At 53.6% G+C, this 12,441-nt stretch carries 11 protein-coding genes and 5 tRNA genes; all 16 read right to left on the bottom strand.

Going from position 1 to position 12,441, the window contains the following annotated elements; translation table 11 throughout:
* Nucleotides 1-362 precede the first annotated feature (362 nt).
* The 16 genes from IEW12_RS26465 to lepA all read right to left on the bottom strand — a co-directional run bounded on the left by IEW12_RS26465 (nt 363) and on the right by lepA (nt 12,345).
* Entirely contained in the window at nt 363-1,631 is a 1,269-nt protein-coding gene (locus tag IEW12_RS26465; RefSeq protein WP_188569157.1) for a tyrosine-type recombinase/integrase, read from the bottom strand.
* Nucleotides 1,632-1,806: 175 nt separating this feature from the next.
* Nucleotides 1,807-1,899 (bottom strand) — tRNA-Leu (locus tag IEW12_RS26460).
* A gap of 77 nt (nt 1,900-1,976) precedes the next feature.
* Nucleotides 1,977-2,050: transfer RNA gene (locus IEW12_RS26455), tRNA-Cys, on the bottom strand.
* A 121-nt stretch (nt 2,051-2,171) separates the two neighbouring features.
* Nucleotides 2,172-2,247: transfer RNA gene (locus IEW12_RS26450), tRNA-Gly, on the bottom strand.
* A gap of 37 nt (nt 2,248-2,284) precedes the next feature.
* Nucleotides 2,285-2,360: transfer RNA gene (locus IEW12_RS26445), tRNA-Gly, on the bottom strand.
* Between the two features lie 41 nt (nt 2,361-2,401).
* Nucleotides 2,402-2,477 (bottom strand) — tRNA-Gly (locus IEW12_RS26440).
* A gap of 55 nt (nt 2,478-2,532) precedes the next feature.
* Entirely contained in the window at nt 2,533-3,117 is a 585-nt protein-coding gene (gene pgsA / locus IEW12_RS26435) for a CDP-diacylglycerol--glycerol-3-phosphate 3-phosphatidyltransferase (RefSeq protein WP_188569156.1), read from the bottom strand.
* Nucleotides 3,118-3,235: 118 nt separating this feature from the next.
* Nucleotides 3,236-5,116: an excinuclease ABC subunit UvrC gene (gene uvrC, locus IEW12_RS26430; RefSeq protein ID WP_188569350.1), complete on the bottom strand. Its 1,881-nt coding sequence runs from the start codon at nt 5,114-5,116 to the stop codon at nt 3,236-3,238.
* A gap of 110 nt (nt 5,117-5,226) precedes the next feature.
* Complete coding sequence (acpS, locus tag IEW12_RS26425) at nt 5,227-5,637, bottom strand: holo-ACP synthase (protein ID WP_188569349.1); 411 nt, start codon at nt 5,635-5,637, stop codon at nt 5,227-5,229.
* A gap of 10 nt (nt 5,638-5,647) precedes the next feature.
* Nucleotides 5,648-6,415: a pyridoxine 5'-phosphate synthase gene (pdxJ, locus tag IEW12_RS26420; RefSeq protein WP_188569155.1), complete on the bottom strand. Its 768-nt coding sequence runs from the start codon at nt 6,413-6,415 to the stop codon at nt 5,648-5,650.
* Nucleotides 6,412-7,302: a DNA repair protein RecO gene (recO, locus tag IEW12_RS26415; RefSeq protein WP_188569154.1), complete on the bottom strand. Its 891-nt coding sequence runs from the start codon at nt 7,300-7,302 to the stop codon at nt 6,412-6,414. The genes pdxJ and recO overlap by 4 nt, the downstream gene beginning before the upstream one ends.
* 15 nt (nt 7,303-7,317) lie before the next feature.
* The gene (gene era, locus IEW12_RS26410) at nt 7,318-8,235 is read right to left on the bottom strand and encodes a GTPase Era (RefSeq protein WP_188569153.1); all 918 of its coding nucleotides are present in this window, start codon (nt 8,233-8,235) and stop codon (nt 7,318-7,320) included.
* The gene (gene rnc, locus IEW12_RS26405; protein ID WP_188569152.1) at nt 8,232-9,203 is read right to left on the bottom strand and encodes a ribonuclease III; all 972 of its coding nucleotides are present in this window, start codon (nt 9,201-9,203) and stop codon (nt 8,232-8,234) included. Before rnc ends, era begins: the two co-directional genes overlap by 4 nt.
* Nucleotides 9,204-9,211: 8 nt before the next feature.
* Complete coding sequence (locus IEW12_RS26400; protein ID WP_188569151.1) at nt 9,212-9,622, bottom strand: DUF4845 domain-containing protein; 411 nt, start codon at nt 9,620-9,622, stop codon at nt 9,212-9,214.
* A 21-nt stretch (nt 9,623-9,643) separates the two neighbouring features.
* Complete coding sequence (lepB, locus tag IEW12_RS26395) at nt 9,644-10,555, bottom strand: signal peptidase I (RefSeq protein WP_188569150.1); 912 nt, start codon at nt 10,553-10,555, stop codon at nt 9,644-9,646.
* Nucleotides 10,552-12,345 carry a translation elongation factor 4 gene (gene lepA / locus IEW12_RS26390; protein ID WP_188569149.1) on the bottom strand — a complete coding sequence of 598 codons (1,794 nt, stop codon included), beginning with the start codon at nt 12,343-12,345 and terminating at the stop codon, nt 10,552-10,554. The genes lepB and lepA overlap by 4 nt, the downstream gene beginning before the upstream one ends.
* Between the last annotated feature and the right edge of the window lie 96 nt (nt 12,346-12,441).

Here is a 12,441-nt window from a genome sequence, read left to right as displayed (position 1 = left end):
AACCGACATCGCCGTGGCGGGTTGCGTGCGAGAAATTATTCTCGCGCTCAATTCCAAGAAGTGCAGGGTCGTCTCAAAACTATCCCTTGATCCCGCTAACGTAGAGCTGGTGCAGCTTGTAGCCGTTTTTACCTTGAAAACCCGCATAAAATGGTTGGGTGTTTTTGACTGCCACACTTCTGCCACACTTTTGCCACACATTATTTAACTATAAGTGTGGCAGCTAAACCTAGTATTCATGAGGGTTTCCAGAGGTTTTGCGATCTGCCACACTGCCACACTTGGAAAAACACTCCCAGCCTGTTTGCATTTCACGCTTTGGCCGAAAAAAAACCGCAGAATTGCGGTTTAGGGGAGTGACGTTAGGCCGCTCGTATTGGAATTATCGTGGCGCCCGCCTTAAGACCATCAACATAATCGGCCCAAGCCTGCATCATGTTTCGACGCTCTTCCAAATATTTGGCCTTTTGATAAACGCCCTTCACTCCTTGCACCTTGTGGGAGAGCTGGCGATCAATCATATTTTCATCCCATCCCATTTCAGCGAGCATGGTTGCAGCAGTATGCCGAAAACCATGCGGTTGGATGATGTCGCTGGTATACCCAATGCCCTTTAATGCCTGATTGATCGTATTTTCTGACATCGACCTTTGGCCGCCCCTAACCGAGAAAACATATTCGCCGTCGCCGGTCAATGGTCTTAAAGCCTTCAACTGCTCAATGACTTGTGACGATAGAGGGACGATGTGATCAACGTCTGTTTTTGCAACGTGATAGCGCCATTCTTTCGCATCAAAATCAATATCCTCCCACTTTGCCATGCGGAATTCGCTTGGCCGAGTAAAAACCAAAGGCAGCACCCGCATAGCCACTTTGACGACCGGCGTGCCTTGATAGGCTTCGATATCACGCATCAATTGCCCGAGAATCTTTGGGTCCGTAATGTGCGAAAAGTTCTTTGCCACATGAGCTTCTAATGCTCCACGCAAGTCGGCGGCAATATCACGCTCTGCCCTACCCGTCGCAATGGCATATCGCCAAAGCTGCCCCATTTGTTCCCGGACGCGGTTAGCTGTCTCGGTAATGTTCTTTCCTTGTTTATTCTTACGGGCACCAATACGGCGAAGGCACTCTAACAAAGCCGGAGCCTTGATGTCCGCGATGTTTAAAGGCCCCAGGTATGGGATCAAGTCGTTTATGAGATAGGCCTTTGTACGGCTGCTGTGGCTCTCGGACAATGAAGCTATTTTTGTTTCAAACCATTCCCAAGCAATCGCTTCGAACGAGTCCAAGGCAGGCAGGCCAGAAGCAATCCGCATATTCGCCTCAATCTGACTACGCTTAACCTCCCGCTGAGCTTTGCGCAATAATCCAGGGTCTCTCCCCTCCCCAAGGTCTTTACGCGCCTCAGCACGTTTTGCACGGGCGCCGGCGAGAGTCACTTCAGGATATTTCCCGAATGACAATGTTTGTCTTTTAGCATTAAATCGATAATCCATGCGCCAATACTTGGCTCCGTCCGCATTGACTAAAAGATAGAGCCCGCCCCCGTCCGGCAGCTTGTACGGTTTCTCCTTGGGCTTCGCGTTTCTTGGTTGCGTATCAGTGAGTGGTGGCGCGAGTTTTGGCATTTTTGACGGTATACGGTTTTTGACGGTATCTGGATTTTACGTATACCGTCACTGTAACCGTCAAAAACGTGGGATGTCAAAGAACTTATTGGTACGTCCTGAAACAAAAAACCCGCGCTCTCATAGGGAGAAGCGCGGGCTTTGGGATATCTTGAAACTACCTGAAACTTGTAACTGGTGCCCGAGGCCGGAATCGAACCGGCACGCCCGCTATTAACGAAGCGGCGGATTTTAAGTCCGATGTGTCTACCAGTTTCACCACTCGGGCACTTTGCCTACTTCCGGCGGCATTGATAATACGACCGGTTGAAGCCGAAAAAAGCGCCTGTAGCGCTTTTTGAAATCTGGAGGCGGGGACCGGAGTCGAACCGGTCTACACGGCTTTGCAGGCCGCTGCATAACCGCTTTGCTACCCCGCCAAGGGTTGCTATTTTAATGCAGATGATAATTTCTTGCCATGACAGCGGGAAACATCGGTGCTTAAAAAGCGGAGGACTGAACTAAACAAAAAGGGAAGCTACCAGCTTCCCTTTGAAAATCTGGAGCGGGAGAAGAGTCTCGAACTCTCGACCTCAACCTTGGCAAGGTTGCGCTCTACCAACTGAGCTACTCCCGCATTTTTACTACAAGACCTGCAATACTACGCCAAAAACTGGAGCGGGAGAAGAGTCTCGAACTCTCGACCTCAACCTTGGCAAGGTTGCGCTCTACCAACTGAGCTACTCCCGCAATTTTTGCTACAAGCCTACTACTATACCACGCCATAAAACTGGAGCGGGAGAAGAGTCTCGAACTCTCGACCTCAACCTTGGCAAGGTTGCGCTCTACCAACTGAGCTACTCCCGCATCAACAACAGGCGCACATTATATAACACCTGTTTAACTTGTCAAGAATTTGATACTAATTATTTTTGTCGGTGACTTCTTTAATCAACGGCCACGCCTTGCGCAAATAATACAGCATAGACCATACCGTTAAAACTGCCGCAATCAATAACAGCCAGGGGCCCCAGTAGGCCGTGTCGATGACGCCGAACAGGGTGTCGTAGTACAGCAACATGGGAATGGCCACCATTTGCGCAGTCGTCTTGATCTTGCCCAGAGAATTGACTGCGACGGATTTGGAAGCGCCTATCTGCGCCATCCATTCGCGCAGTGCAGAGATGGTGATTTCGCGGCCGATGATGACGAAGGCAATAACGGCATTAACCCTGTCCAGCTCGGTCAATACCAGCAAGGCGCCTGCTACCATCAGCTTGTCTGCGACCGGATCCAGGAAGGCGCCGAAAGACGAGGTCTGGTTCCAGCGCCGGGCCAGAAAGCCGTCAAACCAGTCTGTGATAGCTGCCACGATGAAAATAATGGTCGATGCCACGCCCTGCTCAAACGGGCTGAGCCATTCTTTGGGCAAATAAAACACGCCTACCACCAGGGGAATCAATGCGACGCGCAACCAGGTCAGCAGAATGGGGAAATTGAAAGGCATTTTTTTTATTTAGTATCGATTACGCACATTATATTTGTTAAGTTTGCGGCACGGTTTTTTAATCTGTATCGGAAGTTAGCATCTGCCGCGCAGAAGTCTTTGTGCGAGCGGCATTGAGTTAGCGCAGGCGCTTGTAAATTTCCTCGGCCAACTGGTGGGAAATCCCCTCTACGGATTGCAAATCCTCCACACTGGCGTCTGCCACCCCTTTAAGGCCGCCAAACCGCACTAGCAGCCTCTGCCGGCGCTTGGGGCCTATGCCCTCTATCTCTTCCAGTTGCGAGGTCTGGCGTGCCTTGGCGCGTTTGGCGCGCATGCCGGTGATGGCAAAGCGGTGCGCCTCATCGCGTATTTGCGCGATCAGCATCAGCGCTGCAGATTCCTTGCCCAGTTCTTTTTCTGCGCGACCATCGACAAAGACCAGGGTTTCCAGGCCGACCTTGCGACCCTCTCCTTTGGCGACGCCGACAATCAGGCTGATATCCAGGCCCAGCTCTACAAACACCTGGCGCGCCATTTCAACCTGGCCTTTGCCGCCGTCGATCAGCACGATGTCCGGCATCACGCCATCGCCATTGGCGACCTTTTCGTAGCGGCGCAGCAGCACCTGGCGCATCGCAGCGTAATCATCGCCGGGTGTGATGTCGTTGATGTTGTAGCGGCGGTATTCGCCGTTCTGCATTGCATGGTGATGGAACACGACACAGGATGCCTGTGTGGCCTCGCCTTGCGTATGGCTGATGTCGAAGCATTCCACCCGCAGCACGTCGATGTCCTCGATGTCCAGCTCCAGCACATTGACCAGTGCGCGGGTGCGCGCCTGTTGCGAGCCTTGCTCGGACAGCATGCGCGCCAGTGAGATTTTTGCACCCTTGACGGCCATGTCCAGCCAGGCGCGGCGTTGCTCCTGCGGCTGAAAGGACAGATGTATCCTGTGCCCGCACTGCGCAGCCAGCGCCAGCATCAGGTCGGGCGCATCCAGCTCCACGTTCAGCACCAGTGTGGACGGAATAAATTGATCTACGTAGTGCTGCGCCAGGAAGGCCTGCAGCACTTCAGATTCGATAGAGTCTTCCGCCGCCAACTGCGCATCATCGACATGCGTAGGAAAATACGCGCGGTCACCCAGGTGGCGGCCGCCGCGCACCATCGCCAGGTTGACGCAGGCGCGCCCTCCTTCGACGATGACGGCGATGATGTCGATATCGGCATCGCCGGTAGTTTCCATGCTCTGCTGATGCAGTACGCGCGACAATGCCGACATCTGGTTGCGCACCAGCGCGGCTTTTTCAAACTTGAGTTCGGACGCAAAGCCCAGCATTTTGGTTTCCAGCGTCTGCATTACTTCCGATTGCCGGCCGCGCAGGAACTTGGACGCATTGTCCACGTCGGCCAGATAATCTTCCTTGGAAATGATGTCCACGCAGGGCGCACTGCAGCGGTGGATCTGGTGCAACAGGCAAGGCCGGGTACGATTGGCAAATACACTGTCTTCGCAGGTGCGCAGCAGGAACACCTTCTGCAAGATCTGCATCGATTCCTTGACAGCCCAGGCGCTGGGAAAAGGTCCGAAATACTGGTTCTTCTTGTCCACCGCGCCGCGGTAGTAAGTCATGCGCGGCACTTCCTGGCCTGTGATTTTCAGGTAAGGATAGGACTTATCATCGCGAAACAGGATGTTATAGCGCGGGCGCAACGCCTTGATCAGGTTGTTTTCCAGGATCAGCGCTTCCGCCTCGCTGCGCGTGACGGTCGTTTCCAGCCGGGCGATGCGCTCCACCATCATGGCAATGCGCGGGCTGGTCAGGGTCTTTTGGAAATAGCTGGAGACGCGCTTTTTCAGGTCGCGCGCCTTACCTACGTACAGCACATTATCTTCCGTATCGAAGTAACGATAGACACCGGGCAGATTGGGCAGCTTGGAAACCGTTTCCAGCACGATAGCGCGGGCGTCGGCTTGGCTCAACTCAGGCTTTTCAGGCTTTAAAGCGGGCGTCATATCCAGCCCGGGTTCAGGCCGGGATTCAGCTTTCGGTTCGGACTGCGGTTCCGGCGTGGATTCGGACTTCGGTTCAGACATGGTTTGAAAAATCCAGAGGGCTCACCTGCTCACCTGGCAAGGTCTGCGACGTTTTTTTCAACGATGACGAAGGCCACTGCATAATCGGTTTCATCAGTAATGGAGACGCGCGCAGTCAGGCCCTGGGCTGTCATCCATTCCAGCAGGCTGCCGCTGGTGACGGCAATCGGCTGGCCGCTGGGAGCATTCAGGGTTTGCATCGCGCGCCATGTCATGGGCATGCGCATGCCCATGCCTATGGCTTTGGAGAAGGCTTCCTTGGCAGCGAAACGCGTCGCCAGAAAGCGTATGCCGCGCGCCTCTACCTTGGCCTTGCGGCGGCGATATTTTTCCAGCTCTTCCACGCCGAGGATTTTTTCTGCGAAACGCTCGCCGTTACGTGCCAGCGCTGCCTCTATGCGCGAGATCTGGATGATGTCGGTGCCTATGCCATAGATCATGCGCAGGCTCTCAGGCTTTGACATCCGCCAGCAGGCGGGCGTGGGTCATGATGGCCTTCATGTCGCTGACGGCTTTTTTCCAACCGACAAACACGGCCTGTGCAACTACCGCGTGGCCTATGTTCAATTCGGTAATATCGTGGATAGCAGCAATCGCCTGCACATTGGTGTAGTGCAGACCGTGGCCGGCGTTCACCTTCAGGCCGCGCTTAATGCCTTCCAGCACACCCTGTTTGACGCGGACCAGCTCACTGGCCTGCTCTGCATCGTCATGCGCATCGGCGTAACGGCCGGTATGAATCTCTATCACCGGCGCGCCCGATTCTGCGGCAGCCTGGATTTGCTGTGCATCGGCATCGATGAACAGGCTGACACGTATGCCTTCTGCCTGCAATTGCCTCACTGCCGCCTGTACCTGGGAAAAATACTTGACCACATCCAGGCCGCCTTCGGTAGTCACTTCTTCCCGGCGCTCCGGCACCAGGCAGGCATCCTGCGGCTTGATCTTGCAGGCAAAGTCGATCATCTCTGTCGTGATTGCCGCTTCCAGGTTCATCCTGGTCAGCAACTGCGGGCGTATGCGCTCTACGTCCGCATCCTTGATGTGGCGGCGATCTTCGCGCATATGCAGCGTAATGCAGTCGGCACCGGCCTCTTCCGCCATCAGCGCAGCCTGCAGCGGATCGGGATACGAAGTCCCGCGCGCGTTGCGCAATGTAGCGACGTGGTCGATATTGATGCCGAGATCGATCAATTGGGTCTGTTGATGGATGTTCATAAATTCTGTAGATCGATCAGGATTTGTCGAGTATTCAAAGCGGCGCCGTGCAAGTGATGCGCGAGCAGGTAGCGCATCAGCAACTTGCTTTGCGCCTGCGTGGTGGCGTCCTGATACTCCCCCATATGCATGTCGGTCAGGGTTTTTCCAAGTACCTTCGGTGCAGTATCTGCAGGCCGGGCCGGACGTGCGCCCAACTCCGGATCAATGACGTAATATTCTTGCGCAAATACTGTCCTGCGCGTCAGCGTGCATAGCGTCAGGTTGCCCACAAGACCGGACTCCCTCAGCAGCGCAAGCTCGAACTTCCTCAGCACGATGGAGGCAGGCTCATTATGCGCAAGCTGGTTTAGCGTGGAAACATAGTGATCGAACAATGCAGGGTGCGGATCATCGCGCACCATGAACTTGATCAGCAATTCATTCAGATAAAAACCACATAGCAGCGCGGATTTTTCCAGCGGCAGCATGCCGCCCACCCATTCGGCATCGATCAGCGTACGTATATCGGATTTGCCGGTCCAACCCATTGTCAAAGGCTGGAAGGTCTGCAGCACGCTGCGCAGCTTGGAGTGCGGGCGCTTGGCGCCCTTGGCCACCAGCGCCACACGGCCGTGATCGCGGCTGAAGACGTCGATGATCAGGCTGGTTTCTTTATATGGATAGGAATGCAGCACAAAGCCGGGCTGGCTGGCGATGCGGATTTCTTTTGCGGCCGGACGAGGAGCGCGCGGCGCAGCTGCTTTTGCGATTCTTTTTACGGCAGGTTTGCGAGTTCCTGCCAGTTTTTCCGGCAGGCCCGGTGACAGCCGGTTCAGCGTTGCACTGACACTTTCATCAGGCAAGGCTGCTTCTTTGGTGTCCAGTTCGACGGCATGATCAGCCATGTGGAGTGTGCGCCTCTATTCGTAACCGTAGGCGCGCAAGCCGGCTTCATTATCTGCCCAACCGGATTTGACCTTGACCCAGATTTCCAGGTACACAGGGCCGCCAAACAATTTTTCCATATCCTGGCGCGATTGCGTGGAGATGTCTTTCAAACGCGCCCCCTTGTTGCCTATCACCATCGATTTGTGCGTACTCCTGTCTACCAGGATCGCAACAAATACGCGGCGCAGATTACCTTCCTGCTCAAACTTTTCTATCAATACGGTGCTGGTGTACGGCAGTTCATCGCCGACAAAGCGGAACAGTTTCTCCCTGACGATTTCTGCCGCCAGAAATTTTTCGCTGCGGTCGGTAATATCGTCTTCCGCAAAAATCGGCGGATTGTGCGGCAGGTATTTCTTGATCTCTCCTTCCAAGGCATCCAACTGGAAGCCCAGGGTAGCCGACACCGGCACCACAGCCGCAAACGGGAACAATGCAGTGATTTTTTGCGCGAAAGGCATCATCACTGCCTTGTCTTTGACGCGATCGGATTTATTGATGACCAGGATGCAAGGCACGTTCTTTGGCAACAGATCTATCACCTGCTGATCCGCCGGGCCGAAAGTACCGGCCTCGATAATGAACAGGATGACGTCGGACGCTGTCAGCGTATTGGTCACCGTGCGGTTCAGCGTGCGGTTCAGCGGATTGGAATGGCGGGTCTGGAAACCCGGCGTATCGACATACACGTATTGCGTATTGTCCTTGGTCTGTATGCCGGTAATGCGGTGGCGCGTAGTCTGCGCCTTGCGCGAAGTAATGCTGACCTTGGCGCCTATCAGCGTATTCATCAAGGTGGACTTGCCAACATTAGGCCGCCCTACGATAGCGATATAGCCGCATCGGAAGTCGTCATTGGAATCGGTTACTGCGGTTGTTGGCTCGGTCATGCTGTCTTCGGTTGCGTAGTATGCGTTGGGTGCTGCTGTGTTGCGTTATCTGTTGCCGGTGTTGCCGGGCTTGCCTGCGCTGCTGCGGGCTCCAGCAGGGATTTCTGTTTGCCGGATGCGGATTGCTTATCCTTGGCAACTTCTTTGGTCACTTCCTTGGCTACTTCTTTGCCTGACTCTTTGGCGGCATCCTTGCCGGCATCTTTTGCCGGCTCGGTTTGCACAGTGGCGATGCCGGCCAGTTTCAGTTGCGCAGTTCTCTGCTTGCTCTTGCGTGCTGCTGCAGGCGTCTTCGCCAGCATTGCCAGCGCGGTTTCCAGTGCCAGCTTGGCTGCAGCCTGCTCTCCGGCCCGGCGGCTGCCGCCGGTACCGAATACCTGTATCTCCAATTTGGGCACCAGGCATTCGATTTCGAATTCCTGATTATGCGCCGCACCGTGAGTCGCCACAACATTGTATTGTGGCAAGGCGATTTTTTTGCTTTGCAGAAATTCCTGCAACAAAGTTTTGGCATCCTTGCCCAGCGTGGTCGGATCAACCGAAACCAGCACAGGCGCATACAAGCCGCGTATCACTTCGCGTGCTGCATCAAAACCTGCATCCAGGAAGATGGCGCCGAACAAGGCTTCCAGCGTATCGGCGAGGATGGAAGGACGGCGGAAACCGCCGGACTTCAATTCACCTTCGCCCAGGCGCAGGAATTGCGACAGCTCTATTCTTTGGGCAATTTCGTATAAGGATTGCTGCTTGACCAGATTGGCGCGCACACGCGACAGATCGCCCTCATCTATCGTCGCAAAACTTTCAAACAATAAGGAAGCTACAACACAATTGAGTATCGAATCGCCCAGAAATTCCAGGCGTTCGTTATGCAAAACGCTGTGACTGCGATGTGTCAGTGCCTGCTGCAGTAACGCGGCATCCTTGAACACATGGCCTAGCCTTTTTTGCAATAATTGATCATCCATATGAAGTCTTACTGCTCCTTCATTTTGGCAGCAACGCCGGATTTGGCGGTCGTGCCTTCATAGTCCATCACCAGGCTTGCAGGGCCGGTTAAAGGAATTTTTTTCTGATAAGAAAAACTGACATCAAAACCGTCATCGCTCTTGGTAATGACCAGATCCTTGCCCTTGATGGCTTCCAGATAGCCGACGTCTGCCTGCTTATCGAATGATTCCATGATCTCTCTGGGCGTGGTTCCGGCAGCTTTGGCAACCACGATGGCCTTTTTGATACCCATAAACTCAATAACGGTAGGCACTACTTTGGCGCCTATCATCACACATACGCCCAGGATGCCCAAGGTCAGTATCAGGCCGATCAGGGACATGCCGCGCTGGCGATTCAAATGCTGTTCTTTATTTATTAATTTATTTTTCAACATACATAAATCCTGTCAGATTAATTATTGAAAGCTGCCTATGCGTTTAAGATCACCCAGGTTCATCCAGATGAAGAAAGCTTTACCGACGATATTTTGATCAGGTACAAAACCCCAGTAGCGGCTGTCTTCGCTATTGTCGCGGTTGTCGCCCATCATGAAGTAGTTGCCGTCCGGGACGGTGCAGGCAAATCCTTCCGAGTTGTAGCTGCACAGATCGCGATGCGCAAAATCATACGGGTCCTTCACAAACGTTGGAGCGGCCTCGTTGTTGAGTATCCTGTGCTGCACGCCTGTCAGGTTTTCCTTGAATTGCTGCGAATAGCTGAGGCGTTCATCATCCAGGAAATCCGGCAAAGGCTCGTAAGAAACCTCTTTACCATTCACCGTTAAACGTTTGTTTTTATATACTATTTTATCACCAGGAACACCCACCACACGCTTAATATAATCCAGCGATGGATTTCGTGGGTATTTAAACACCATCACATCTCCGCGTTGCGGATTATTGATTTCTATGACCTTTTTGTTCAATACCGGCAGCCGTATGCCATAGGTGTATTTATTGACAAGTATCAGATCGCCTACATACAAAGTTGGCAACATGGAACTGGATGGGATCTTGAACGGCTCCCACAAAAAGGAGCGCAGGAAAAATACCAGCGCAATCACCGGGAAGAAACTGCCGGAATATTCTATCCACACCGGTTGCTTTAACAGGCTGGCCTCTATGTCGGCACGATTACTTTGCTGCAAACGTATGCCATCTGCAGTCAATTTGGCATTACGTGTATCAAAATCAGCCAGGGCCCGGTCGGCTGCCTGACGGCGCTGCTTGGACAGGTAAAACGTATCCAGGAACCAGATGACCCCGGTCACCAGAGTCAATACAAACAGGATCAATGCAAAATTGCCTAGAATTGTCTGAAAATTCATTTATCTTCCACTTGTAAAATCGCCAAAAACGCTTCTTGCGGAATTTCCACAGAGCCGACCTGCTTCATGCGCTTCTTACCTGCTTTTTGTTTTTCCAGCAGCTTGCGTTTACGGCTGATATCGCCGCCATAACACTTTGCCAAGACGTTCTTGCGCAAGGCTTTGACATTCTCACGCGAGATAATGTTCGCGCCGATTGCCGCCTGAATAGCCACGTCAAACATCTGGCGTGGAATCAGTTCGCGCATCTTGGCGGCGACTGCACGGCCGCGGTACTGGCTGTTGGCCCTGTGCACGATAATCGCCAGCGCATCGACCTTTTCGCTGTTGATCAGCATGTCGACCTTGACGACATCGGAGGCACGGTATTCCTTGAACTCGTAATCCATGGACGCATAACCGCGCGAGGTGGATTTCAGCCTGTCGAAGAAATCCAGCACGATCTCGGCCATTGGCATTTCGTAGGTCAGCTTGACCTGCCTGCCGTGGTAATTCATGTCCATCTGCACGCCGCGTTTGCCGGTACACAAGGTAATCACAGAACCGACATACTCTTGCGGCATGTACAGGTTGACGGTAACGATAGGTTCGCGGATTTCTTCAATCTTGGACGGTTCCGGCATCTTGGACGGGTTATCCACCATCAGGATGCTGCCGTCAGCCATCACAACCTCATAGATTACCGTCGGTGCCGTGGTAATCAGGTCCATGTCGAATTCACGCTCCAGACGTTCCTGCACGATTTCCATGTGCAGCAGACCCAGGAACCCGCAACGGAAGCCGAAGCCCAGCGCCTGCGAAACTTCAGGCTCATACATCAGCGCAGCATCGTTCAGCTTCAGTTTTTCCAGGGAATCACGGAGTGCATCGTACTGGTTCGCTTCAACCGGGAACAAGCCGGCAAACACCTGAGGCTGCACTTCCTTGAAACCAGGCAAAGGTTCTGAGGCGGCTTTGCCGGCGATGGTAATCGTGTCACCTACCTTGGCGGCCTTCAATTCCTTGATACCGGCAATGATGAAGCCCACCTGGCCGGCGGACAACTCGTCGCGCGTCAGGGACTTCGGTGTAAACACGCCTACGCTTTCCACCTGGTGCTGGGCACCGGTGGCCATGAACAGTATCTTATCTTTTGGACGCAGGGTACCGTTCTTGATGCGCACCAGCATGACCACGCCGACATAGTTATCGAACCAGGAGTCAACGATCAGGGCCTGCAGCGGCGCTGCCGGATCGCCTTTTGGCGGCGGCACTTTGACAATCAGGGATTCCAGCACGTCCTGCACACCCAGGCCGGTCTTGGCGGAGCAATGCACTGCATCGCCGGCATCAATGCCGATGACTTCTTCAATTTCATTGATCGCATTTTCCGGATCGGCGGACGGCAAGTCTATCTTGTTCAAGACAGGAACAACTTCCACACCCAGCTCGATCGCCGTGTAGCAGTTGGCGACCGTTTGCGCCTCTACGCCTTGCGATGCATCCACCACCAGCAGCGCGCCCTCACAGGCGGACAGCGAACGGCTGACTTCATAGCTGAAATCGACGTGGCCCGGGGTATCGATCAGATTCAGGTTATACACCTGCCCATCACGCGCCTTATAGGACAGGGCTGCAGTTTGCGCCTTGATCGTGATGCCGCGCTCACGCTCAATATCCATTGAGTCCAATACCTGGGCTTCCATCTCGCGGTCAGCAAGGCCACCGCACAACTGGATGATGCGATCAGCGAGAGTAGATTTACCGTGGTCAATGTGAGCAATAATCGAGAAGTTGCGGATGTTGTTCATTAATACCAAAAATAATGCGATGAAAGTTTAATTACAAAAAAGGCGCTCCGTGCCGGGCAAACATCCCCAGGCGAGCGCCTCATTTTGGGTTATGCA

This window comes from Parundibacterium terreum, assembly GCF_014636315.1.
In the GTDB taxonomy this organism is placed as follows: Bacteria; Pseudomonadota; Gammaproteobacteria; order Burkholderiales; family Burkholderiaceae_D; genus Undibacterium; species Undibacterium terreum.
The sequence above is the reverse complement of the archived record's forward strand: the minus strand, read 5'-3'. Positions and strand labels throughout refer to the sequence as shown.

Excerpts from the sequence above, each read along its gene's own strand:
- lepA (WP_188569149.1), bottom strand. The coding sequence starts at position 12,345 with ATGAACAACATCCGCAACTTCTCGATTATTGCTCACATTGACCACGGT.
- era (WP_188569153.1), bottom strand. The coding sequence starts at position 8,235 with ATGACCGAGCCAACAACCGCAGTAACCGATTCCAATGACGACTTCCGA.
- IEW12_RS26465 (WP_188569157.1), bottom strand. The coding sequence starts at position 1,631 with ATGCCAAAACTCGCGCCACCACTCACTGATACGCAACCAAGAAACGCG.
- lepB (WP_188569150.1), bottom strand. The coding sequence starts at position 10,555 with ATGAATTTTCAGACAATTCTAGGCAATTTTGCATTGATCCTGTTTGTA.
- uvrC (WP_188569350.1), bottom strand. The coding sequence starts at position 5,116 with ATGACGCCCGCTTTAAAGCCTGAAAAGCCTGAGTTGAGCCAAGCCGAC.
- pdxJ (WP_188569155.1), bottom strand. The coding sequence starts at position 6,415 with ATGAACATCCATCAACAGACCCAATTGATCGATCTCGGCATCAATATC.
- acpS (WP_188569349.1), bottom strand. The coding sequence starts at position 5,637 with ATGATCTATGGCATAGGCACCGACATCATCCAGATCTCGCGCATAGAG.
- pgsA (WP_188569156.1), bottom strand. The coding sequence starts at position 3,117 with ATGCCTTTCAATTTCCCCATTCTGCTGACCTGGTTGCGCGTCGCATTG.
- IEW12_RS26400 (WP_188569151.1), bottom strand. The coding sequence starts at position 9,622 with ATGTTGAAAAATAAATTAATAAATAAAGAACAGCATTTGAATCGCCAG.
- recO (WP_188569154.1), bottom strand. The coding sequence starts at position 7,302 with ATGGCTGATCATGCCGTCGAACTGGACACCAAAGAAGCAGCCTTGCCT.
- rnc (WP_188569152.1), bottom strand. The coding sequence starts at position 9,203 with ATGGATGATCAATTATTGCAAAAAAGGCTAGGCCATGTGTTCAAGGAT.